At 74.7% G+C, this 21396-nt stretch carries 20 protein-coding genes; 13 read left to right on the top strand and 7 right to left on the bottom strand.

Annotated elements, in window-relative coordinates; genetic code table 11:
- Window positions 1–117: 117 nt before the first annotated feature.
- The gene (locus tag C593_RS0115655; RefSeq protein ID WP_018848245.1) at window positions 118–1542 is read left to right on the top strand and encodes a wax ester/triacylglycerol synthase family O-acyltransferase; all 1425 of its coding nucleotides are present in this window, start codon (window positions 118–120) and stop codon (window positions 1540–1542) included.
- 214 nt (window positions 1543–1756) lie between these two features.
- Window positions 1757–2617 (top strand): DNA-formamidopyrimidine glycosylase family protein, encoded by an 861-nt coding sequence (locus C593_RS0115650; RefSeq protein WP_018848244.1) that lies wholly within the window; start codon window positions 1757–1759, stop codon window positions 2615–2617.
- Between the two features lie 27 nt (window positions 2618–2644).
- Here C593_RS0115650 and C593_RS0115645 read toward each other — a convergent pair whose 3' ends face one another.
- Window positions 2645–3316, bottom strand: a complete 672-nt coding sequence (locus C593_RS0115645) for a hypothetical protein (RefSeq protein ID WP_018848243.1) — start codon at window positions 3314–3316, stop codon at window positions 2645–2647.
- A gap of 147 nt (window positions 3317–3463) precedes the next feature.
- On the opposite strand from C593_RS0115645, the gene C593_RS0115640 reads away from it, so the two are divergent.
- The 4 genes from C593_RS0115640 (at window position 3464) to C593_RS0115625 (ending at window position 8051) form a co-directional block, all read left to right on the top strand.
- Window positions 3464–4315, top strand: coding sequence for a LytR/AlgR family response regulator transcription factor (locus C593_RS0115640; protein ID WP_018848242.1), 852 nt, complete (start codon window positions 3464–3466; stop codon window positions 4313–4315).
- Window positions 4316–4651: 336 nt separating this feature from the next.
- Window positions 4652–5032, top strand: a complete 381-nt coding sequence (locus tag C593_RS0115635) for a DUF485 domain-containing protein (RefSeq protein WP_020610319.1) — start codon at window positions 4652–4654, stop codon at window positions 5030–5032.
- A gap of 2 nt (window positions 5033–5034) precedes the next feature.
- Window positions 5035–6834, top strand: a complete 1800-nt coding sequence (locus C593_RS0115630) for a sodium/solute symporter (protein WP_018848240.1) — start codon at window positions 5035–5037, stop codon at window positions 6832–6834.
- Window positions 6831–8051 (top strand): histidine kinase, encoded by a 1221-nt coding sequence (locus tag C593_RS0115625; protein ID WP_026277725.1) that lies wholly within the window; start codon window positions 6831–6833, stop codon window positions 8049–8051. Before C593_RS0115630 ends, C593_RS0115625 begins: the two co-directional genes overlap by 4 nt.
- Before the next feature lie 118 nt (window positions 8052–8169).
- On the opposite strand, the gene C593_RS0115620 is transcribed toward C593_RS0115625, so the two are convergent.
- Both C593_RS0115620 and C593_RS0115615 read right to left on the bottom strand, forming a co-directional pair.
- Window positions 8170–8700 (bottom strand): hypothetical protein, encoded by a 531-nt coding sequence (locus C593_RS0115620; protein WP_018848238.1) that lies wholly within the window; start codon window positions 8698–8700, stop codon window positions 8170–8172.
- Between the two features lie 139 nt (window positions 8701–8839).
- Window positions 8840–9457: a sigma-70 family RNA polymerase sigma factor gene (locus C593_RS0115615; protein WP_018848237.1), complete on the bottom strand. Its 618-nt coding sequence runs from the start codon at window positions 9455–9457 to the stop codon at window positions 8840–8842.
- Window positions 9458–9745: 288 nt separating this feature from the next.
- Between C593_RS0115615 and C593_RS0115610 the strand changes: the two genes are divergently transcribed.
- A complete protein-coding gene (locus C593_RS0115610) occupies window positions 9746–10960 on the top strand; it encodes a CapA family protein (protein WP_018848236.1) in 1215 nt (404 codons plus the stop codon).
- 72 nt (window positions 10961–11032) lie between these two features.
- Here the strand turns inward: C593_RS0115610 and C593_RS0115605 are convergent, their stop codons facing one another.
- On the bottom strand, window positions 11033–11494 hold the full coding sequence (locus C593_RS0115605) for a universal stress protein (RefSeq protein WP_018848235.1): 462 nt from the start codon (window positions 11492–11494) through the stop codon (window positions 11033–11035).
- A gap of 167 nt (window positions 11495–11661) precedes the next feature.
- On the opposite strand from C593_RS0115605, the gene C593_RS0115600 reads away from it, so the two are divergent.
- Window positions 11662–12522, top strand: a complete 861-nt coding sequence (locus tag C593_RS0115600; protein WP_037746044.1) for a polysaccharide deacetylase family protein — start codon at window positions 11662–11664, stop codon at window positions 12520–12522.
- 52 nt (window positions 12523–12574) lie between these two features.
- Here the strand turns inward: C593_RS0115600 and C593_RS0115595 are convergent, their stop codons facing one another.
- Entirely contained in the window at window positions 12575–13243 is a 669-nt protein-coding gene (locus tag C593_RS0115595) for a class F sortase (RefSeq protein WP_051093705.1), read from the bottom strand.
- A 285-nt stretch (window positions 13244–13528) separates the two neighbouring features.
- Between C593_RS0115595 and C593_RS0115590 the strand changes: the two genes are divergently transcribed.
- The gene (locus C593_RS0115590; RefSeq protein WP_026277724.1) at window positions 13529–14020 is read left to right on the top strand and encodes a hypothetical protein; all 492 of its coding nucleotides are present in this window, start codon (window positions 13529–13531) and stop codon (window positions 14018–14020) included.
- A gap of 129 nt (window positions 14021–14149) precedes the next feature.
- On the opposite strand, the gene C593_RS0115585 is transcribed toward C593_RS0115590, so the two are convergent.
- Complete coding sequence (locus C593_RS0115585; protein ID WP_018848231.1) at window positions 14150–14671, bottom strand: hypothetical protein; 522 nt, start codon at window positions 14669–14671, stop codon at window positions 14150–14152.
- 291 nt (window positions 14672–14962) lie between these two features.
- Between C593_RS0115585 and pip the strand changes: the two genes are divergently transcribed.
- From pip to C593_RS0115565, 4 genes are all read left to right on the top strand, one after another.
- Entirely contained in the window at window positions 14963–15922 is a 960-nt protein-coding gene (gene pip, locus C593_RS0115580) for a prolyl aminopeptidase (RefSeq protein ID WP_018848230.1), read from the top strand.
- Window positions 15923–16202: 280 nt separating this feature from the next.
- On the top strand, window positions 16203–17168 hold the full coding sequence (locus C593_RS0115575; protein ID WP_018848229.1) for an SCO0930 family lipoprotein: 966 nt from the start codon (window positions 16203–16205) through the stop codon (window positions 17166–17168).
- 299 nt (window positions 17169–17467) lie between these two features.
- Window positions 17468–18280, top strand: coding sequence for an SAM-dependent methyltransferase (locus C593_RS0115570; RefSeq protein ID WP_018848228.1), 813 nt, complete (start codon window positions 17468–17470; stop codon window positions 18278–18280).
- Window positions 18277–20442: an EAL domain-containing protein gene (locus C593_RS0115565; RefSeq protein ID WP_026277723.1), complete on the top strand. Its 2166-nt coding sequence runs from the start codon at window positions 18277–18279 to the stop codon at window positions 20440–20442. The genes C593_RS0115570 and C593_RS0115565 overlap by 4 nt, the downstream gene beginning before the upstream one ends.
- Before the next feature lie 38 nt (window positions 20443–20480).
- Here the strand turns inward: C593_RS0115565 and C593_RS29820 are convergent, their stop codons facing one another.
- Complete coding sequence (locus C593_RS29820; protein WP_051093711.1) at window positions 20481–21392, bottom strand: LysR substrate-binding domain-containing protein; 912 nt, start codon at window positions 21390–21392, stop codon at window positions 20481–20483.
- Window positions 21393–21396: the final 4 nt, after the last annotated feature.

The raw sequence follows: 21396 nt of genomic DNA, 5'->3' as shown, positions 1-21396 counted from the left end.
GGATGGTTGTTAACCGTACGTGAATGGATCGTACTTGACCGTAACCGACCGTAGGCGATTGACTCGTGTTCGCCGGGCCTCCGGACATCCCCGGCCTCCGTGACAGTGAGGACCACCGTGAGCACTGAGCTTCTCGCCCCGCTCGACCTGGCGTTCTGGCACCTGGAATCGGACGGCCATCCCATGCACCTCGGTGCCCTGGCGGTCTTCGACGCGGGCCCGGACGGCCCCCGCCGCCCCGCCTCCCCCGAGCGCGACCTCCTCGCCCTGCTGGCCGCCCGCGCGTCCGCCGTCCCCCGGCTGCGGATGCGGGTGCGCGACGTCCTGCTGCCCGTCGGCGGCTCCGCGTGGAGCACCGACGGCGACTTCGACGTCCGGCGGCACGTCCACGAGGTGCGCCTGGACGGCGAGGACTTCGAGGCCGCCGCGACCGCCGCGGCGGGCGGGCTGATGGGCCGCCCCCTCGAACGCGGGCGTCCGCCCTGGGAGATGTACCTCCTCCGGTCCGCGGACGGGCGGCGCTTCGCCGTCCTCGTCAAGCTGCACCACGCCCTCGCGGACGGCATGCGCGCGGTGGCCATCGGCGCCGGGATCTTCGACGAGATCGCCGACGCCCGCACCACCGGCACCCGCCGGCCCCGCCCGGTGCCCCCGCGCTCCTGGTCGGCCGGACCGGGGCGGCTCGCCGGCTTCGCGCTGTCGCGGATGGAGGAGCTGGGCCGCGCGGTGGGCGTCGGTGCCTCCGTCGTCCGGGCCAGCCGGCTCGACCCGCGCGGGCCCCGGGCGCTGAGCGCCGGTCCCAGCGGCACCCGTCGGCTCGGCACCGCCGTGCTGCCCCTGGACGCGGTGCACAGTGTGCGGCGCGCGGCGGGCGGCACGGCCAACGACGTGCTGCTCGCGGTGGTCGCCGGCGGCCTCGGGCGCTGGCTGCGCGAACGCGGCGACGCGCTCCCGGGCGTCGGCCCGCGCGCCCTGGTACCCGTCTCCCGCCGCCGACCCGGGGGCCCGCCCGGCTCGGGCAACAAGCTCTCCGCCTACCTCCTCGACCTGCCGGTCGCCGAACCCGATCCGCTGCTGCGGCTGCGCGCGGTGCGCGAGGCGATGGACCGCAACAAGGCGGCCGGGCCCGCCCGGGGCGCCGGGGCGGTGGCCCTCCTCGCCGACCAGCTCCCGCCCCTGGCCCACCGCCTCGGCGCCTCGCTGGCGGGCGGGGCGGCCCGGATGCTGTTCGACGTCCTCGTCACCAGCGTCCCGCTCCCGCGCGCGGCCCTCTCCTTCGGCGGCTGCCCGCTGCGCGCGCTGTATCCGATGGCCCCGCTCGCCCGGGGCCAGTCCCTCGCGATCGCCCTCACCACCCACGCCGGCCGCGTCCACGCGGGCCTGGTCGCCGACGGCGAGGCGGTCCCGGATGTGGACCGCCTGGCGGCCGCTCTGACGACCGAACTCGGCGCACTCCGCGCGGCGGTCCACGAGGGCGCGCCCCCCACCGCGCAGACCGGGCCCGCCCCCGGCCGCCGCCCCGTGCCGGCGCCCCAGCGGTAGCCCGGCGCACAGGGCCGGCCCGCCGTCGACCGCGCCCCGGACCCCGGCGGCCCGGCACGGAAGGACGCGCCGCACACCGCGCCGCGCCGCACACCGCGCCGCACACCGCGCCGCGCCGCACACCGCGCCGCACACCGCGCCGCGCCGCACACCGCACACAGCGCCGCACACCGCACACCGCGCGGCGCGCCGCGCCGTGCGGCAGGGTGGAGGCATGCCCGAGCTGCCCGAGGTCGAGGCCCTCCGGGGCTTCCTCGCCGACCGTCTGGACGGACGCTTCGTCGCCCGTGTCGTGCCCCTGGCCATCAGCGTGCTCAAGACCTACGACCCGCCCCTCAACGCGATCGAGGGCGCCGAGGTCACCGGCGTCGAACGGCACGGGAAGTGGCTGGACCTCGGGGTCGGCGGGCTGCACCTGGTGATCCATCTCGCCCGGGCCGGCTGGCTGCGCTGGAAGGACGAGTTCCCCGCGACGCCCCCGCGCCCCGGCAAGGGCCCGCTGGCCCTGCGAACCGTGCTCGACGACGGCGGCGGCTTCGACCTCACCGAGGCGGGCACCACCAAGCGGCTCGCCGTCCACCTGGTCAGGGATGTGACCGATGTGCCGCAGATCGCCTCCCTCGGACCGGACCCGCTCGCGGACGACTTCGGCCCCGACGCCTTCGCTCAGGTCCTCGCGGGGGAGAAGCGGCAGCTCAAGGGCGCGCTGCGGGACCAGAGCCTGATCGCCGGGATCGGCAACGCCTACAGCGACGAGATCCTGCACGCGGCCCGGATGTCCCCGTTCAAGCCGGTCAGGAACCTGGACGAGGCCGAGACCGCCGCCCTCTACGAGGCCATGCGGACCACCCTCCAAGACGCCGTCGAGCGCTCGCGCGGGGTCGCGGCGGGCAGCCTCAAGTCCGAGAAGAAGAGCGGACTACGGGTCCACGGCCGCACCGGGCAGCCCTGTCCCGTGTGCGGGGACACCGTGCGGGAGGTGTCGTTCAGCGACTCGTCCCTCCAGTACTGCCCGACCTGCCAGACCGGGGGCAAGCCGCTCGCGGACCGCAGGCTCTCCCGCCTGCTGAAGTGAGCCCCGGAGCGACGCGCCTGCACCCGGTCAGCCGCCGATGGACAGCAGCCGCTCGCCGTTCTGCCCCCGGACCTCCCAGCGCCCGATCTCGCCCGGGTGCAGGACCGTTCCGCCCTGGAGGTCGAGCGGACCGGCCTCCTCGCCCGTCGCCTCCCCGACTCCGTAGCCCTCCGCCGGAACCCGCCAGCTCATCACCGGATGTTCCGTCCCGTCCTTGCCGATCGCAACGAGCCGGCAGGTCCGCGGCCCCGGCAGCGCGCTGAGCCGCATCGCGACGGACGTCCCCCAGCCGTGGTCCTGGAGGGCGACGGAGGCCCGCACCCCGGAGACCGGATCGGTCGCCACCACCCGCTGGACGGCCACCTGCCCGGAGTCCTGCGTCACGGCGACCCCGACCGGCAGTCCCACGACCAGCGCCGCCGCCACCGCGACCAGCCGCAGCCGCCGCCTGCTCTCACGGCGACGCCGGACCCGGACGTGGTCGGTGAGGCGCTCCAGGAGCTGCGGCGCGGGCGTCACCAGCTCGCGCGTGGGGCCCGCGAGATCCGCCACGGCCCTCGCCACGGCCGTGAACTCGGTCAGCCGGACCGCGCACATCACGCACTGGGCGAGGTGGTCCTCGAAGCGGAACGCGTCACCAGGTTCCAGGACGCCCAGCGCATACGCTGCCACATCGCCGTGCGGCTGCTGGGGGGTCATCGGCACTCCTCGGGCGCTGGTGTTACGGGCGGTCACCCTGGAATACGCAGCGCACGGGGACTCTGCTCAACCGCTTGGTCACGGTAAGGACGCGATCGCAAACGGGCCCCCGCCCGGACGCCCGCCGGGGTGTCTAGACTCCGCTGCATGCTGCGCGTACTGGCCGTCGACGACGAGAAACCGGCGCTCGAGGAGCTGCTCTACCTTCTGCGCGCGGACCCCCGGATCCGCAGCGCCGAGGGCGCCACCGACGCCACGGAGGCGCTCCGCAGGATCGGGCGCGCCCTCGACGCGGGGCCGGACGGGGAGGAGGCGGTCGACGTCGTCTTCCTCGACATCCACATGGCCGGGCTCACCGGACTGGACGTGGCCCGCCTCCTCGCCGGGTTCGCCCGCCCGCCCCAGATCGTGTTCGTCACCGCGCACGAGGGCTTCGCCCTGCAGGCGTTCGACCTCAAGGCGGTGGACTACGTACTCAAGCCGGTCCGCCGGGAACGCCTCGCCGAGGCGGTGCGCCGGGTCAGGGAACTGGTCCTCGCCCAGCGGGAGACCCGGGACGGGGCGCGGCAGCCGGACCCGGTCCCCGGTGCCAGGACCGCCGGGCCGCCGGTGGTCCCCGGACCGGGCAGCGACCAGATACCCGTCGAGCTGGGCGGGGTGACCCGGTTCGTCCCGGTGGACGACATCGCCTATGTCGAGGCGCAGGGCGACTACGCGCGCCTGCACACGGACGAGGGCAGTCATCTGGTGCGCATCCCGCTGTCCACGCTGGAGGAACGCTGGGCCTCGCGCGGTTTCGTGCGCATCCACCGCAGCCATCTGGTGGCACTCGCCCGGATCGACGAACTCCGGCTGGACGCCGGGGCGACGAGCGTACGGGTCGGCTCGGCGGAGCTGGCGGTGAGCCGCCGGCACGCCCGCCAGCTCCGCGATCTGCTGATGGCACCGCGCGGCGGCAGGCCGGCGGGGCCGGCGGGCGGCGGCCGGGACCGCTCCTGACCTGCCACCGGCGCGCACAGCCGGGCGTTCCGTGCCCGAGGCCCACCGCGCGCAGCCCACAACCGCGCCCCCACCCCACCGCCCGGCCGCCACGCCGCGTGCCGGAAGCCCGGCCCCGGAGCGGAACGCCCGCCCCCCGGAGCAGGACGTCCGGCGGTACGGGCACGCAACGCCCGGCCCCGGAGCAGGACGCCCGGCGGTACGGGCCCGTCACCGACGGTCTCTACCGTCGGTAATCGCCGCTGCGTAGACTCCCCTTCTCCTGGGGCCTGTTCCCCGGGAGCCCGGTGTGCCGGGCCCGAGCCGACCGACGAAGAGACGCTGGAGCGGACGCCGATGTCTGCAGAGCACCCGCCGCGCCGCGAGGTGGTCACCGGTGTGCCCCGCGGCACCCGGCGCCCGCCCGGCCACGCCCCGGCACGCCACGAGATCAGCGAGCAGACCACCCTCGGCACCACCTACGTGCGGTCCCTCATGCGCAGCCAGCTGCGTGCCGCGCTCTGGACCCTCGGGATGCTGGCCCTGCTGGTCGGGACCCTGCCGCTGCTCTTCGCGCTGCCCGCCGCCCTCGGCGGCCGGCTCGACTCCCCGGCGCCCCTCGTGTGGGGAGCCCTCGGCTTCGGCGTCTACCCCGTGATGTGGCTCCTCGCCCGCTGGTACGTGCGCCGCGCGGAACGCAACGAACGGGACTTCACCCGGCTGGTCGAGGGCCGCTGACCGTGAACCAGACCTACGCGGTGGCCGCCGTCACCGCCGTGGTGCTCGCCACGGTCCTCATCGGCGCCCTGGGCCTGCGGATATCCCGGACCACCTCCGACTTCTACGTCGCCTCCCGCACCGTCAAGCCCGGTCTCAACGCGGCCGCCATCAGCGGCGAGTACCTCTCCGCCGCCTCCTTCCTCGGTATCGCCGGACTGGTCCTCCTCCAGGGGCCGGACATGCTCTGGTACCCGGTCGGCTACACCGCCGGCTACCTCGTCCTCCTGGTCCTGGTCGCCGCCCCGCTGCGCCGGTCGGGCGCGTACACCCTCTCCGACTTCGCCGAGGCCCGGCTGGAGTCCGCCGCCGTGCGCCGGCTCGCGAGCCTCTTCGTCGTCGGGATCGCCTGGCTCTATCTGCTGCCGCAGCTCCAGGGCGCGGGCCTCACCCTGGAGATCCTGACCGGGGCGCCCGACTGGCTGGGGTCGCTGGTCGTCGCGGTCGTCGTCACCGGTGCGGTGGCGGCCGGCGGGATGCGCAGCATCACCTTCGTCCAGGCGTTCCAGTACTGGCTGAAGCTCACCGCCCTGCTGGTGCCCGCCCTCTTCCTGGTCGCCGCCTGGGTGGGCGACGACGCCCCGCGCGCCCGGTTCGACGCGCCGGCCGTGCTGCGCGAGCACACCGACGTCCGGGTCGGCGACACCGTCCGCGTCGAACTGGACCGGCCGCTCACCCTCACCGTCTCCGGCACCGTCGACGGCGTCCGCCACCAGGGGGAGCGGGTGACCCTGGCAGAGGGGCCGCACCGGATCGAGGCGGGCGCGCTCCTGGGCCTGCCCGAGGGCGCGCAGGTCCCGGAACGGGCGGCCTCCGGCGCGGACCCGGTGAGCTGGTCGCAGCCGCTGTCCGGCGGGCGGGACGGCTCCCAGCTGTACGCCACCTACGGGCTCATCCTGGCGACCTTCCTCGGCACCATGGGCCTCCCGCATGTCGCCGTCCGCTTCTACACCAGCCCCAACGGGCGCGCGGCCCGGCGCACCACGCTGGTCGTCCTCGGCCTGATCGGCGTCTTCTACCTCCTGCCCCCGGTCTTCGGCGCCCTCGGCCGGATCTACGCCCCCGAGCTGGCCCTCACCGGCGCGGCGGACGCGGCGGTCCTGGTGCTGCCCGACCGGGTGATCGGCGGGCTCACGGGCGATCTGCTCGGTGCGCTGCTGGCGGGCGGGGCCTTCGCCGCGTTCCTGTCGACCGCGTCCGGGCTGACCATGTCCGTCGCGGGCACCCTCACCCAGGACGTGCTGCCCTCGCGCGGGGTGCGCCACTTCCGGCTGGCCACCGTGGTCGCGATGGCGGTCCCGCTGGCCCTGGCCGTGGTCACGGGGGACGTGCCGGTGGCGGACGCGGTGGGGCTCGCCTTCGCCGTCTCCGCCTCCTCGTTCTGCCCCCTGCTGGTGCTCGGGATCTGGTGGCGGGGGCTGACCCCGCCGGGCGCGGCGGCGGGCCTGATCACGGGCGGCGGCGCGGCCCTGACGGCGGTCATGGCGACGCGCGCCGGGCTGGCCCCGGAGGGCTGGGGGCACACCCTGATGGCCTGGCCGGCGGTGTGGTCGGTCCCGCTGGGCTTCGTGACCATGGTGGCCGTCTCCCTGGCGACCGCCCGCCGGATCCCGCCCGGCGCCGCCGCCACCCTGGCGCGGCTGCACCTCCCGGAGGACCTGGCCGGCGGCGGCCGCGCCGACGGGCGCGCGGAGGACACGCGGGGCGGGCCGGCGCGGGGCGGGTCAGCGGCGGACCGGGCGACGAGAGGGGCGCGACGGTGAACGGAGCTCAGGCCGTGGTGGGGGTCCTCGTGGCGGGCCTGCTGCTGGGCGCCGGCTTCGCCCTCGGCAGGTTCGCGGGGCGGCGGGCCGCGCGACCCGACCTCGACCTCGGTACCCCGGTGGAACTGGCCACCTTCCACACCCTGCACACCGCCTCCCTCGCCGCCCCGCCGCTGCGGGCCGGGCTCACCGAGGACACCGCCCGCAAGGCCGCCCGCCGGCTGCGGTCCCTGCTGGGCACCGAGGCGCTCTGCCTCACCGGCCGGGACGGCGTGCTCGCCTGGGACGGGCCGGGCGACGACCACCACCGCGAGCAGGTGATGGCGAAGGTCGCCGAGGTCCTGGAGTCGGGCCGGGGCCGCAGCGTGCACTCCGAGTGCGCCGACGTGGAGTGCCCGCTGCGCTGGGTGGTGATCGCACCGCTGACCGGCGAGGAGGGGGTGCTCGGCACCCTGGTGGCCTACGGCTCCCGGGAGTCCGCGGTCCTGGTGCGGGCGGCGACGGAGGTGGCGCGCTGGGTCTCCGTCCAGCTGGAACTGGCGGAGCTGGACCGCTCGCGGACCCGGCTGATCGAGGCGGAGATCCGCGCGCTGCGGGCCCAGATCTCCCCGCACTTCATCTTCAACTCGCTGGCCGCCATCGCCTCCTTCGTGCGCACCGACCCGGAACGCGCACGCGAACTGCTGCTGGAGTTCGCCGACTTCACCCGCTACTCGTTCCGCCGGCACGGTGAGTTCACCCAGCTCGCGGACGAACTGCGCTGCATCGAGCAGTACCTCGCCCTGGCCGGCGCCCGGTTCGGCGACCGGCTGAAGGTCACCCTCCAGGTGGCTCCCGAGGTCCTGCCCGTGACCCTGCCCTTCCTCTGCCTCCAGCCGCTCGTCGAGAACGCCGTCAAGCACGGTCTGGAGGACTCCCGCTCCGAGTGCCGGGTCACCATCGCCGCCCAGGACGCGGGCGCCGAGGCCATGGTGACCATCGAGGACGACGGGGTGGGCATGGACCCGGACGCCCTGCGGGCCATCCTCGCGGGGGAGGCGGGCGCCTCCTCGGGCATCGGCCTGCTCAACGTCGACGAACGGCTGCGGCAGGTGTACGGCGACGACCACGGGCTGGTCATCGAGACGGCCGTCGGCGCCGGAATGAAGATCACCGTCCGGGTGCCCAAGTACCGGGCGGGCGTGCACTCCTCGGCGGGCGGACGCGGCGTGCGCTGAGCGGCGGCGCGGCTGCGCGGGCACGGGCCCGCGCCGGGCCGGCCCACGGTGCGTCGGGCCGTCCGGGCTGCGCCGGGCGGTTCGGGCTGCGCCGGGCGGGCGGTTCAGGGGTCCGGCGTCACCACAGGTGCAGCGCGAGATGCGCGAGCGGGAGCCCCAGGCGGTGGACCGGTGTCCACACCCGCCGGCCCTCGTCCACCGGCCGGACGCCGGGCGTGAGGGGCGCCAGACCGTCCAGGTCGGCCGCGTGCACCTCGGTGGTGCGCAGCCACTCCCAGGCGGCGACGGCGAGCGCCAGGTCCGGGTCCGGGGCGCCGTCCCGTTCGCTTCCGGACCGGTCGGCGAGTTCCCCGGCCACCCGGAGGGGCCACGGGCCGCCGTGCGCGGTGTGCTCGATCCAGCCGTCGATCCCCGCGTCGATCCGCTCGTCCGGCCATGGCCCGGCCGCGGCGGGGGAGGGGAGACCGGCCGGGCCGCTCAGATGGATCGTCAGCGCCAGGCAGCGGTGGCCCGCCCGGAACTCGATGGTGCCGGGCCCCACGAGCCCGGCCGCGCGCAGGATCTCCCCGGCCGTGTACTCCGCGCAGAGCCACGCCATCGGGACGGCGAGGCCCGGCCCGCCCGTACCGCCCGGTCTTCCCAGCCGCATGGTCCTCACCGTCCTCCGTTCGCGCCTGTGCCGCGGGACCCGGTTCCGGCACGGACCGGAGCCGGCGGGCCGTGCCCCCGGGGGCCGGGGCCCGAGCACGAGCCTGCCCCTTCCGGTAGGGCGAGGTGTCCCGTTCGGCTCAACTCCGGCGTGACGTTCGGCATGCCGGGCGGCCCGGGCCGTGGCCGAAGTGGCGCCGGGCCGCCCCTGTGGCCTTCGGGGCGGTGGTGACCGGACGCCGGCTGTACCCGGGCAGGCAGCGGGCGAGCGCGCGGAGCGCGTAGTGCGAGCGCGACTTGACGGTTCCGGGCGGGATGCCCAGCACCTCGGCGGCCTCGTTGACGCTCAGTCCGTGGAAGTAGATCTGCACCAGCACCGCCCGGTGCTCGGGGCTGAGCGACCCCACGGCGGCGCGCACGTCGAGCGCGGCGACCGCGGACTCGGTGAGGTCGAGCGGGTCCGGGGTGGTGGCGAGGACGCCGTCGCCGATCTCGGCCGGCCGGGCCAGTCGTGAGCGGCGGGCGTCGATGGCCAGCCGCCGTCCGACCGTGAACAGCCAGGGCCGCATCGACTCGTAGGGCGCGTCGAACGCCTCCGGGTGCTGCCACGCCCGCACCAGGGTCTCCTGGAGCAGGTCCTCGGCGCGCTGCTGGTCGCCGTAGGTGAGTCCGAGCAGGAAGCTCAGCAGGGCGGGGCCGTGTTCGCGCTGGAGTTCCGCCATGGCCCGTTCGTCGGTCGTCGCGGTCGCCGTCGTCATTCGCCAACACCCTTTCACCCGTCGCCGCTGTCCCGTGGCGTATACGAACGCATCCGCGCACCCCGCGACAGCCGCCGGACGGCGGGCGTCGGCGAACGGTCGCTCCGAGCGGCGAGTGGTGCGGTGAGCGGTCGGCCGGACCCGGCGGTGCCCGCCCGGGTCCGCGGTGCCGCCATGGCGGGTCCGTTCCGGCGACTCACCGCTACGTCGCTTGACTCACCCCGTCCTCCCCTGTGTCGTCAAAAGGTCCTAAAAGCCTTAAATCACACAATTCGGAGGATGCTTGTGATGCCATGGACGACGCCGGTCCCCCGGCCCACCCGGCGACCCGGCCGCACCGCCCTCGTCTGCGCCCTCCTGCTCCTCACCGGTGCGGCGGCGTGCGCCGGCCCCGGGCACCCGCCCCGGGCCACCGGCACCGCCACCGCCGGCGCGACCCCGGCGGCCGGCTCCACCCCCGCTCAGCGGCCCTTCACCCTGGTCGCCAGCGGTGACGTGCTGCCCCATGAATCGGTGATCGCCCAGGCCGCCGCCGACGCGGGCGGCAAGGGCTACGACTTCCGCCCCATGCTGGCCGGGGTCGCCCCCGTGGTCTCCCGTGCCGATGTGGCCATCTGCCATATGGAGACGGTCTACGGCGCGAACGGCGACTACAGCGGCTACCCCTCCTTCAAGTCCCCGCCCGAGGTCGCCCGGGCCCTCGCCGACACGGGCTACGACTCCTGCTCCACGGCCTCCAACCACACTCTGGACGACGGCGCCGCCGGTATCACCCGCACCCTCGACGCCCTCGACGCGGCGGGCGTCCGGCACGCCGGCTCGGCCCGCAGCGAGACCGAGTCCCGCCGCCCCGCCCTGCTCAGCGCAGGCGGTGCCACGGTCGCCCAACTCGCCTACACCTACGGCACCAACGACATCCCCGTCCCCGCCGACCGGCCCTGGAGCGTCGCCCTCATCGACGAGCAGCGCATTCTGGACGACGCCCGCCGCGCCCGGCGGGAGGGCGCCGACATCGTCGTGGTCAGCCTCCACTGGGGCACCGAATGGCAGACGGAACCCGACGAGCACCAGCTCTCCCTCGGCCGCTCCCTGACGGCCTCCACCACCGGCGGCCGCCCCGACATCGACCTGATCCTCGGCACCCACGCCCATGTCCCGCAGGCGTACGAGAAGGTCAACGGCACCTGGATCGCCTACGGCATGGGTGACCAGATCGCCGGCGCGATGATCAACTACGACGGCGTCCACGACCCGCGCGGCAACCAGGGCACCCTTGCCCGCTTCACCTTCTCGCCCCCGACCGCACGCGGCGGACGCTGGGAGGTCACCCGCGCTGAGTACGTGCCGCAGTGGATGGACACCGTCGCCGGCCGGGTCGTCACCCTGCCCGCCGCCCTCGACGCCAACCCCGGCCGGGCCGACTACCGCACCGCCCTCGCCCAGATCGACGCCGCCGCCCTCGGCCGCGGCGCCCAGCGCGACGGCCTCGTGCGGGGACGGTAGGACGCCCTTCCGTGGGATCGGGCCGGGATCGCCCGGATCCGGCAGAAGGGCCCTGGTCGGTATCCCGCCCGGTCACGGGACGACGGTCACCGGCCAGCGCCCCGCCTTGACCAGCCGGACCGCGACCGAGCCGATGATCCGGTGCCCCGCGGACTCGGAGGCGCCCACCACCACGGCGTCCGCCTTCAGTTCGTCGGCCGCCGAGACCAGCCCCGTGAACGGGTCCCCGCGGAAGGTGTGGAACTCCCAGCGCACGTCCCAGATGCCCTGCACCCGCTCCGCCGTCGTACGGATCTCCGCCGCCAGCTCCTCGGCGATCTCCCCGGTGGTGCCTGCCACCGGCGCGCCCAGCGCCGTCCCCGCCGGCATCACCGGCTGCACGTAGACGATGGCGAGGAGCGCCCCCTGCCGGCGCGCGAGGCCGCTCGCGTAGGCGGCGGCCCGCATCGAGGAGTCGGACCCGTCCAGGCCGACGACGATCACCTTGGGGCCGTCGGTGCCGCGTTCGAAGCGCTGGGCCGGTTGCTGCGTCACACCGGCGAGGCTACCGCTGAGGTTTCCGGGCCGGGCCCCGGCGCGGTACGCGGCCGCGCCCCGCCGGCGGCGTGGCCGGCGGCGCGCCGTTGCTCCCATCGGGTCGAATCCGCCGCCCGCCCGTGTCGGTCGGCCGCGGCGGCCCCCGCGCGTGCGAGCAGTGGGCCATGAAAAAGGATGAGCTGCACGTCCCGCGCCGCTCGGCGCTCCGGCTTGCCGCCGCGCTCGGCGGGGCCGCGATCGTCGGCGGGCTCTTCGCCGCCGAGAGCGGGGGCGGTCCCGAGCGGGCGCTGAGACCGTCCGAGCCGCCGTCCCCGGTGCCCCCGGCCCAGGGCCCTGGGGCCGCCGCGGCCCCGCCCCCGCGGGGCTCCTCGTACCGCTTGCAGCCGATGACCGCGCAGGCCCCCGTCGCCCGCCGTGCGGCACCCCCCGTGCGCACCCGTCCGTTCCTCGAAGTGCCCGCCGAGGGGCGGACGATGGTGCTCAGCTTCGACGACGGCCCCGACCCCCGCTACACCCCGGGCATTCTGAAGACCCTGCGCGAGCACGAGGTGCGCGCGATGTTCTTCGTCTGCGGCGAGATGGCGGACTACCACCCCGACCTGCTGCGCGAGATGTCCGACGACGGTCACGTGATCGGCAACCACACCTGGTCGCACCCGCTGGTGCCCGGTCTGGCCCCGTCCGCGATCCGCCGGGAGCTGGGCCGCACCAGCGACGTCGTGGAGAAGGCGGTCGGCGCGCCCCCGCTCTGGTACCGCGCGCCCTACGGAGCGTGGAACCGGCACTCCTTCGAGATCGGCGCCGAACTGGGGATGGAACCGCTCGCCTGGACCGTGGACACCCTGGACTGGACCGAGCCCGGCACCACCACGATCGTCCGCCGGGTCATGGACGGCGCGGCCCCCGGCGTCGTCGTCCTCTCCCACGACGCGGGCGGCGATCGTTCCCAGAGCGTCGCCGCCCTGCGCCGCTATCTGCCCCGGCTGATCGACGAGGGCTACGACATCACCGTCCCGCACCGCTGACCCGGGGGCCCGCGGTGCGGGACGGTGACGGCGGGGGGAGCCGCGGGGGCGGTCAGCGGGTCTTGACCATCCGGGCGAACACGACCACGTTGCCGTCGTAGCCGTCGGCCTTCGAGTAGCCCCCGCCGCAGGTGATCACCCGCAGTTCCGGCTGCCCGGTGTCGCCGTAGACGCGGACCCCGGGGAAGTCGTTCTTCGAGAAGACCTCCACGCCGTACACCTCGAAGACCGCGGTCCGCCCGTCGAGCCGCGGCACCTCCACCAGCTGGCCCTTCTCGACCGAGCCCAGCCCGTAGAAGACGGCGGGCCCGGACTGGTTGTCGACATGGCCGACGATCACGGAGGTGCCGCGCTGACCCGGGGCGACGCCGTTCTGGAACCAGCCGGCCAGATTGGGGTCCTGCGGGGGCGGCGCCGCGATCCACCCCCTGTCGTCCAGGCCCACATCCATGATCGGCGCGTCGACCTTGATGGACGGGATGCGCACCGTGGCGGGCGGTGCGTACGGCAGCGGCTCCAGCGGCACCGGCAGGAAGGTTTCTCCGGTGCCGTTGCTCTGGGAGGCCGCCGCGGCGGGCTGCGGCGGGCCCATGCCGACGTCCGCGCCGTTCTTCATCAGGGCGATTCCGCTGAGCATGACGAGTGCCAGGACGCCCCACGGCGACGGGCGCGGCACCCGCCGGCCGAAGGTGTCCCGTTCCGTTCTCCCCTTATTGCGCATGCAGGCACGCTAAGTGCGCCTCCCCCGGGCGGCGATCAGGGAAGGGCGAACGGGTGGCCGGGGCCACCCGGGGTGACCCATCCGGGTAATCGGACAATGCGCTACTGACGGTCTGTGACCTGCGGCTCCGTCAGATCCCCGGCCGTCCAACGGCGTGTCGGCTCACCGGGACGGGCCAAGCCCGAAATGCGTGGTCGACGGTGCTCGGTGAGGGTTCGTCATGGAAGGCGTCCTCGTCGACTTTGCCGGAGCGCCGCTTCGGAGCGTCTTCCTGGAGGTTCAACGATGCGTGCTGTACGCACTCTCGCGGTGACCGCGACCGCCTTCGCGGCCGTCGGGCTCGGCGCTCCACTGGCCGCCGCCGGCGGTGGGGACGGCCCGAGGAACGTCCAAGTCAGCCCGTCCACGGTGTTCCCCGGAGGCACCCTGACGATCACGGTCGACGGCTGCCACCGCGGTGGCACCGTCAGCTCGAACGCCTTCCCCGACGCCACCCTCTCCCGGGGCGACCGCGGTCAGCAGACCGCCACGGCCCGGGTCCGCAACAACGCCTCGCCCGGCGACTACCACCTGACGGTCCGCTGCAACAACAGCTCGCAGACCGCCAGCGCCTCGTTCACCGTCCGCCGTGGCGGCGGTGCGCAGGGCGGTCTCGGCGGGTCCATCGGGCCCAGCAGCACCGAGATGGCGATCGGCGCCGGTCTGGTCGCCACGGCGGCCGTGGGCGGCAGCCTCTTCATCGCCCGCCGTCGCCGCACCGTCGGCGGCCAGGTCTGATCGGCCGAACCTCCCGGTCGGCCACCGCCCGTCGCCCCGAGTCCGCACGGGACTCGGGGCGTCGGGCGTTCGGTGCGCACCACGGGTGGGTGCCTGTGGTGCCGGGTTCCGCCGGGCACACCGGGCGCGTCAGTGGCGGCGGCCGGCGGTGCGGCGGCGCACCACGAGGACGGTCGCCGTGGCGGCGGCCGCGACCAGGGCGCCGCCCGCCGCGATCTCCGCCGTGTTCATGCCGTCGACGCTGCCGCCCACACCGCCGCGCACGCCCGAGGGGGCGATGGTCTGGGCGGGACGGGTGGAGCTGGCGGTGGGGCTGGACGAGCCGCCGGCTATCCGCAGATCGAGGGTGCCGACCTGCCCGGTGCAGTTGAACTGCACGGAGTAGACGGCGCCGGGCCGGGCGTCCCAGTCGACGACCGCCGTCGCGGCGCCGTTGCGGGGGATGGTGACGGTGTCGAAGACACCCGAGGTCACCGTGGTGGTGCTGGGGCAGCCGCCCGCGGTCAGCGTCACCCGGCCGCCGGCGGCCACCGAGGAGGGGGTCACCGAGAAGTCGTACGGCGTGTTGTTCACGGCGTGGGCGGCGGTGGGGGCGGACAGGGCGAGTGCGGCCGCTCCGAGAGCGGCGGATGCGGCACGTATCGCACGCATGGTCGGACCTCCGGGTCCCGAGGAGCAGCCGCGGGAACCGTTTCCGCGCAGGTCGGGGGTGCTCCTCGATCACCGAAACGCTACGAGCGGCCACGGTGCGCCGCGATCGCTGTAGGGCAATCGGGTCATACCGCTGGTGCGACAGGGGGACGGGTGCGGCGCGTCGGTGCGGGGGACCGGCCCCGGCGGGGTAGGGGCGCGCGGCCGTGCGGTCCGCGGCGACGGCGCGGCGGGACATAGGGTGGCCGGCTGGAGCAGAGGCGAGGACACCGAGGGCGAGGAGCCGGGGACATGGACGACGACGCGCTGTATCCGCCCGTCGAGCCCTACGAGGAGGGGATGCTCGACGTCGGCGACGGGAACCTCGTCCACTGGGAGGTGTGCGGGAACCCCCGGGGCAGGCCCGCGCTCGTGGTCCACGGCGGCCCCGGCTCCGGGTGCACACCGGGGATGCGCCGCTACTTCGACCCGGAGGCGTACCGGATCGTCCTGTTCGACCAGCGCGGCTGCGGGCGGAGCACCCCGCACGCCTCGGACCCGGCCGCCGGCATGGACGTCAACACCACGCACCATCTGCTCGCCGACATGGAGAGGCTGCGGACCGCGCTCGGCATCGACTCCTGGGTGCTGTTCGGCGGTTCCTGGGGGTCGACCCTGCTCCTCGCCTACGCCCAGCGCCATCCCGGGCGGGTCACGGGCATCGTCGTCAACGGGGTGACCACCACCCGGCGGTCCGAGACCGACTGGCTGTACCACGGGGCCGGCCGCTTCTTCCCCGAGCAGTGGGCCCGCTTCCGGGCCGCCGTGCCCGAGGCCGAGGGGCCCGGCGCCCTGGTCGCCGCCTACGCCCGGCGTATGGAGAGCCCCGACCCGGCGGTCCGGGAGCACGCGGCGGCCGAGTGGTGCCGCTGGGAGGACGCCGTCCTCTCCCTGGAACCGCACGGCGCACCCGACCTCTACGCGGGCCGCCCGGACGCCGCCCGGCTCGCCTTCGTACGCATCACCGCGCACTACTTCGCCCACGGGGCCTGGCTGCCGGAGGGCGAACTCCTCGCGAACGCGGGGCGGCTCAACGGCATTCCGGGCGTGCTCTTCCACGGCCGTCTCGACCTCAGCTCGCCCCTGGACACCGCCTGGGAGCTGGCCCGCGGCTGGGACGGGGCCGAACTCGTCGTCGTGGACGACGCCGGGCACAAGGGAAGTCCGGCGCTGCGCGGGCGGGTACGGGCCGCCGTCGACGGTCTCCGCTGAGCCGTCGACGGTCTCCGCTGAGCCCCGGGAACCCGCCCCGAAGAGCCCGAGGGGGGCCGGGAGCCTTCGGTTGAGTTCAGTTCAAGCCATTTCCGCGCTCTGCCGCGTGGGGGAATTCGCATGGTGCCGAGGGGATTCCGACCATTCGCTCCCGCGACCCGGAAAAAATTCCCCAACGGGTTGAACACGCCTCGCCCCCGTGTCCGTACCTAGGGCCATGAAAGGGCGCCGCGGCGGCGCCCCACCGGCTCGAGAAGCCTGAAGAACAACGGGAGTGGACATGAACACCTGGCGGAACGCCTCGCTCGCGGTGACTGCGGCGGCTGTACTCGCGCTGACGACGGCGTGCGGTCAGGACCAGGGCGACCAGACGCCCAACGGCCAGGCGGTCGGCGCGGCCAACCCCGCGGCCCCCGGCGACGGCTACGGCGGCTACGGCTCCGACAGCGGAGGCGAGGCGGCGGCGGCCAAGCCCGCCGGCCAGCTCGCCGTCTTCGACAGCCCCGACATCGGCGAGGTCGTCACCGACAGCGCCGGCCTCACCCTCTACCGCTTCGACAAGGACACGGCCAAGCCGCCGAAGTCCAATTGCGAAGGCGACTGCGCGAAGGTCTGGCCCGTCGTCGCGGCCGGCGGCGCGACCGCCGCCCCGGGCGTCGACCCCTCCCTCATCGGCGAGGTGACCAGGGCGGACGGCAGCAAGCAGCTCACCATCGACGGATGGCCGATGTACCGCTACGCCAAGGACACCAAGGCCGGTGACGTCAACGGCCAGGGTGTCGGCGGCACCTGGTACGCCTCCGCCCCCGACGGCAAGAAGGCCGCCCCGGGCGCGGGCGGCGGGGACGCCGGCGGCGAGGATGCGGGCGGCGAGGCCGCCGACCTGGCGGGGCTGTCCGTGCGCAACGACCCCAAGCTGGGCGAGGTCGTCGTCGACAAGAACGGCATGACCGTCTACCGCTTCATGAAGGACTCCGCCTGGCCCATGAAGACGGCCTGCACGGGCGAGTGCCTGGAGAAGTGGCCCGTCGTCGCGCCCGTCGACAAGAACGACACCAAGGGCATCCTGAAGAAGGGCTATGTCACCTTCGACCGGCCCGACGGCATCAAGCAGCAGACCATCGACTGCTGGCCGCTGTACACCTTCGCCGGGGACAAGAAGCCCGGCGACACCAACGGCCAGGGCGTCGGCGGCACCTGGTACGCCATCTCCCCGGAGGGCAAGCCGGTCGGAGCGCCCAAGTAGTCCCCACGTCGCGCCTCCGGCCGTGGCCGGCCCGCCCTCGCGTCCCTCGGCGCGTCGGCGGGCCGTCCGCGTGCGCGCGGCCGTTCCGGGACGGCGGTGACGGCGCGGCGGTGACGGCCCGTCATGACGCGTGCGCATGACGTCCACGTATGACGGAAGACCGTGACCGGCACGTGTGACCAAGAACGGACCGCGAATTTCCGGTTGGGCTCGCCCTCTTGGCGGGCGATCAGTAGCCTCGGCTCGAACACCGGCCATGGACATGGCCTCCCTGCCGTGGCGACTTGTTGGAGACATCGATGGAGCGACCCGCCTGGGCACCGCAGAGCATCGACATATCGGTGCCGAGCGTGTCCCGGATCTACGATTTCTATCTGGGCGGTTCGCACAACTTCGAGGCCGACCGGGAGGCCGCGCGCAGGGCGATGGAGTTCCTGCCGGGCCTGCCCAAGATCATGCAGGCGAACCGGGCCTTCATGCGCCGCGCCGTGGACTTCGCCGTCGCCGAGGGCATCGGCCAGTTCCTCGACATCGGCTCCGGCATCCCCACCTTCGGCAACGTCCACGAGGTCGCCCGGCGGTCCGACCCGCGGGCGCGCGTCGTCTACGTCGACCACGACCCGGTCGCCGTGGCCCACAGCCGCAGCCTGCTGGAGGACGACGAGCACACGGCCGTCCTCGCCGCCGATCTGCGCTCGCCCGGCCAGATCCTGGACAGCACCGAGGTCAAGGAACTCCTCGACCTGGACCGGCCGGTGGCCCTCCTCCTCGTCGCCGTACTGCACTTCGTCGAGGACGCCGACGACCCGCGCGCCGCCGTCGCCGCCCTGCGCGACGCGCTCGCGCCCGGCAGTCTGCTGATCCTCACCCACGCCTCCTACGAGGGCATCCCGGTCCCCCAGGAGCAGGCGGGCGGCGCGGTGGGGGTCTACCGCGACATCCGCAACCCGCTGGTCATGCGCAGCCGCGAGGAGATCGCGGCCTTCTTCGAGGGATTCGAGATGGTCGAACCCGGGCTGGTCCCCCTGGCGCGCTGGAGGCCCGGCGACGACGCCGGCCAGGAGGACCCGTACGCCTTCTCCGGCTTCTCAGGGGTGGGGCGCCGGGCGTGAACCAGCCGTCGTCCCAGGCCGGGGGCCCAGCCGTGGAACCGGACGCCCCCGAGGACCGCCTCCGGCGCTTCGCGACCATCTGGAGCCGGGCCATCTTCCCGGCCACCGCCACCTCGCTCACCCGCCCCGAGTTCGAGTGCCATCTGCTGCCCCTGGCCCGGGAACTGCGCGAGGCCCTGCACGCGAGGCCGTTCGCACCGCAGTCCGGGCAGCGGATCGGGCGGGCCCTGGTGGAGGCCCACTGCACCGACCCCGACGCGCTCAGCCGCACCCTCGGCGTGATCGACGCGTACCTCGTCCTCTACTGCGGCGACCCCGGCCTCAGCGCCGAGGAGAGCCGCGCACGGTGCGCCCGGCTCCAGCACGCGGTCGCCGCCGGGTTCGCCCACGCGCTGCGCGAGCGGACCCTCGCCGAGCAGGAGGCCATCGCCCGCTCCACCCTGCTCGCCCGCAACGACGCCCTCCAGGCGATGCACGACACCGAGGTCCGCTTCCGGGCCGTCTTCGAGGGCGCCGCCATCGGCATCGCCATCGCGGACCTCGACGGCAACGTGCTGGAGGTCAACGACACCCTGACCCGGATGTTCGGCGGCCTGGAGCACCATGTGCGCGGCCGCCGGTTCACCGAGTGGGCCCACCCCGAGGACCGCCCCCACGTCTGGGAGCTGTACCGGGAGCTGGTGCGCGGCGAACGCGACGACTACCGCACCGAGAAGCCCTTCTACCGGGGCGACGGCACGGTCCTGTGGACCAACCTCACCGTCTCCCTGCTGCGCGACGCCGAGGGCGTGCCGCAGTACCAGCTCGCGCTGATGGAGGACACCACCGAACGGCGGCTCCTCAACCTGCGGCTGCGCTACGAGGCCACCCACGACGCGCTCACCGGGCTGCCCAACCGCACCCTGTTCTTCGAACGCCTGGAGAAGGCCGTCACGGCGGGCGACGGCAACCGCTTCGGTCTCTGCTACCTGGACCTCGACGGCTTCAAGGCCATCAACGACAGCCTGGGCCACGCGACCGGCGACCGGCTGCTCGTCGAGGTCGCCGACCGGCTCCAGAGCTGCGCCACCGCCCCCGGCGAGATGGTCGCCCGGCTCGGCGGCGACGAGTTCGTGGCCCTGACCACCGGCCCCGACACCGAGCGCGAGGTCGACGAACTGGCCGCCCGGATTCTGGGCGCGCTCTCCGCGCCGGTCAACGTGGACGGCCGCGAGTTCACCGTGCGCGGCAGCATCGGCATCGTCGAGGGCCCGGCGGGGGAGCGGACCAGCGCGGAGGTGCTGCGCAGCGCGGACATCACCATGTACCGGGCCAAGTCGGCGGGCGGCAACCGCTACGAGCTGGCCGACCCGGAGGCGGACGCGCGGGCCATCACCCGCCACGGGCTGACCACCGCCCTGCCGGCCGCCCTGGAGCGGGGCGAGTTCTTCATCGAGTACCAGCCGCTGGTGCACCTCGGGGACGGCACCGTGCACGGCGCCGAGGCCCTGGTCCGCTGGTGCCATCCGCAGCACGGGGTGCTCGGCCCGGACCGCTTCATCCCGCTCGCCGAACGCACCGGACTGATCGTCCCGCTGGGCCGCTGGGTGCTGGAGGAGTCGGTCCGCCAGGCCCGCTTCTGGAGCAGCCGGCACAGCGACGGCGGCCCGCTGCGGATCAACGTCAACCTCTCCCCGGCTCAGCTCACCCACCCGGGGCTGGTCACGGACACGGTCGACGTGCTGGAGCGGTCCGGTCTCGACCCGGGCGCCCTGTGCCTGGAGGTCACCGAGTCGGCCCTGATAGGTGCGGACGAGGACCTGCTGAAGCCCCTGCGCCAACTCGCCGAACTGGGCGTGGACATCGCGCTCGACGACTTCGGCACCGGGTACTCCAACCTGGCCAACCTGCGCCGGCTCCCGGTGAGCGTGCTGAAGCTGGATCGTTCCTTCACGCAGGGGATGCAGCAGCACCCGTGCGACCCGGTCGATCTGAAGATCGTCGAGGGGATCGTCTCGCTCGCCCACAGCCTGGAGCTGGCCGTCACCGTGGAGGGCGTGGAGACGGGGGCGCAGGCCGAGCAGCTGCGGGAACTGGGCTGCGACACGGCCCAGGGCTGGTACTACGCCCGGCCCGGGGCGCCGGACCGGATCCACTCCCTGCTGCTGGCCGACGCGGTCTGAGTACGGGCGGGGCGGGGCGGCGGACCGCCGCCGGGGCGTCAGCCGGCGCGGCCCGGCCGGACGGGCCGGTGCACCCGGGACGCCAGCAGCATCCGCTGCAGCTCCCGGGCCGCGCGCGGCGGTTCCACGTCGCTGCGGTGCGCCAGGGCGATCGTCCGGTGCAGCCCCGCGCCGGACAGCCGGGTCACCCGCAGATCGCCGCCCGCCCCCTCGGCCACCATCGCCGGGACCACGGCCACCCCCAGTCCGGCGCGGACGAAGCCCAGCACCGCGTCCATCTCGCCGCCCTCCACCGTGAAGGAGGGCTCGAAGCCGGCGGACCGGCAGGCCGCCACCGTGAGGTCCCGCAGGCCGTAGCCGCGCCGGAACATCACCAGCGGCTCGCCCGCGAGATCGGCGATCCGCAGCGGTGACGCCGGAGCCGGTGCCGCCGGGGAGGAGACCACCACCAGGTCCTCCCGCAGCAGCTCCACCGCGGTCAGCGACGGCGAGGAGGACGGCAGCGGCAGCACCACCAGGGCCAGGTCCAGCGCCCCGCGCGCCAGCTCCCGTACCAGGTCGTGCGAGCCGGACTCCTCGATCAGGAGCTCGATCCCCGGATGCCGGTCGTGGAAGGTGCGCAGCACCTGCGGCAGCAGCCCGGTGCACAGACTCGGCGTGGCCCCCAGCCGCACCCGGCCCCGGCGCAGCTGCGCCACCTCCTGCACCTCGCGCCGCGCGGTCTCGGTGTCCGCGAGGATCCGCCGGGCCAGCGGCAGCAGAGCCTCCCCGGCGTCGGTCAGGGCGATGTTCCCCCGGGCCCGCCGGAACAGATCCGCTCCCAGCTCCTGCTCCAGCGCCCGGATCTGCTGGGAGAGCGAGGGCTGGGAGACGTGCACCCGCTCGGCGGCCCGGGTGAAGTGCAGGGTCTCGGCGACGGCGGTGAAGTAGCGGAGCTGCTGGAGCTGCATGAAC

Source organism: Streptomyces sp. CNT372, from assembly GCF_000377145.1.
This window is presented reverse-complemented; position numbering and strand designations above follow the sequence as displayed.

What these genes read in the sequence shown, in the direction of transcription:
- C593_RS0115650 (WP_018848244.1), top strand. Translation starts at nt 1,757, where the DNA reads ATGCCCGAGCTGCCCGAGGTCGAGGCCCTCCGGGGCTTCCTCGCCGAC.
- C593_RS0115645 (WP_018848243.1), bottom strand. Translation starts at nt 3,316, where the DNA reads ATGACCCCCCAGCAGCCGCACGGCGATGTGGCAGCGTATGCGCTGGGC.
- C593_RS0115640 (WP_018848242.1), top strand. Translation starts at nt 3,464, where the DNA reads ATGCTGCGCGTACTGGCCGTCGACGACGAGAAACCGGCGCTCGAGGAG.
- C593_RS0115635 (WP_020610319.1), top strand. Translation starts at nt 4,652, where the DNA reads ATGTCTGCAGAGCACCCGCCGCGCCGCGAGGTGGTCACCGGTGTGCCC.
- C593_RS0115620 (WP_018848238.1), bottom strand. Translation starts at nt 8,700, where the DNA reads ATGCGGCTGGGAAGACCGGGCGGTACGGGCGGGCCGGGCCTCGCCGTC.
- C593_RS0115615 (WP_018848237.1), bottom strand. Translation starts at nt 9,457, where the DNA reads ATGACGACGGCGACCGCGACGACCGACGAACGGGCCATGGCGGAACTC.
- C593_RS0115610 (WP_018848236.1), top strand. Translation starts at nt 9,746, where the DNA reads ATGCCATGGACGACGCCGGTCCCCCGGCCCACCCGGCGACCCGGCCGC.
- C593_RS0115600 (WP_037746044.1), top strand. Translation starts at nt 11,662, where the DNA reads ATGAAAAAGGATGAGCTGCACGTCCCGCGCCGCTCGGCGCTCCGGCTT.
- C593_RS0115595 (WP_051093705.1), bottom strand. Translation starts at nt 13,243, where the DNA reads ATGCGCAATAAGGGGAGAACGGAACGGGACACCTTCGGCCGGCGGGTG.
- C593_RS0115590 (WP_026277724.1), top strand. Translation starts at nt 13,529, where the DNA reads ATGCGTGCTGTACGCACTCTCGCGGTGACCGCGACCGCCTTCGCGGCC.
- C593_RS0115585 (WP_018848231.1), bottom strand. Translation starts at nt 14,671, where the DNA reads ATGCGTGCGATACGTGCCGCATCCGCCGCTCTCGGAGCGGCCGCACTC.
- pip (WP_018848230.1), top strand. Translation starts at nt 14,963, where the DNA reads ATGGACGACGACGCGCTGTATCCGCCCGTCGAGCCCTACGAGGAGGGG.
- C593_RS0115575 (WP_018848229.1), top strand. Translation starts at nt 16,203, where the DNA reads ATGAACACCTGGCGGAACGCCTCGCTCGCGGTGACTGCGGCGGCTGTA.
- C593_RS0115570 (WP_018848228.1), top strand. Translation starts at nt 17,468, where the DNA reads ATGGAGCGACCCGCCTGGGCACCGCAGAGCATCGACATATCGGTGCCG.
- C593_RS29820 (WP_051093711.1), bottom strand. Translation starts at nt 21,392, where the DNA reads ATGCAGCTCCAGCAGCTCCGCTACTTCACCGCCGTCGCCGAGACCCTG.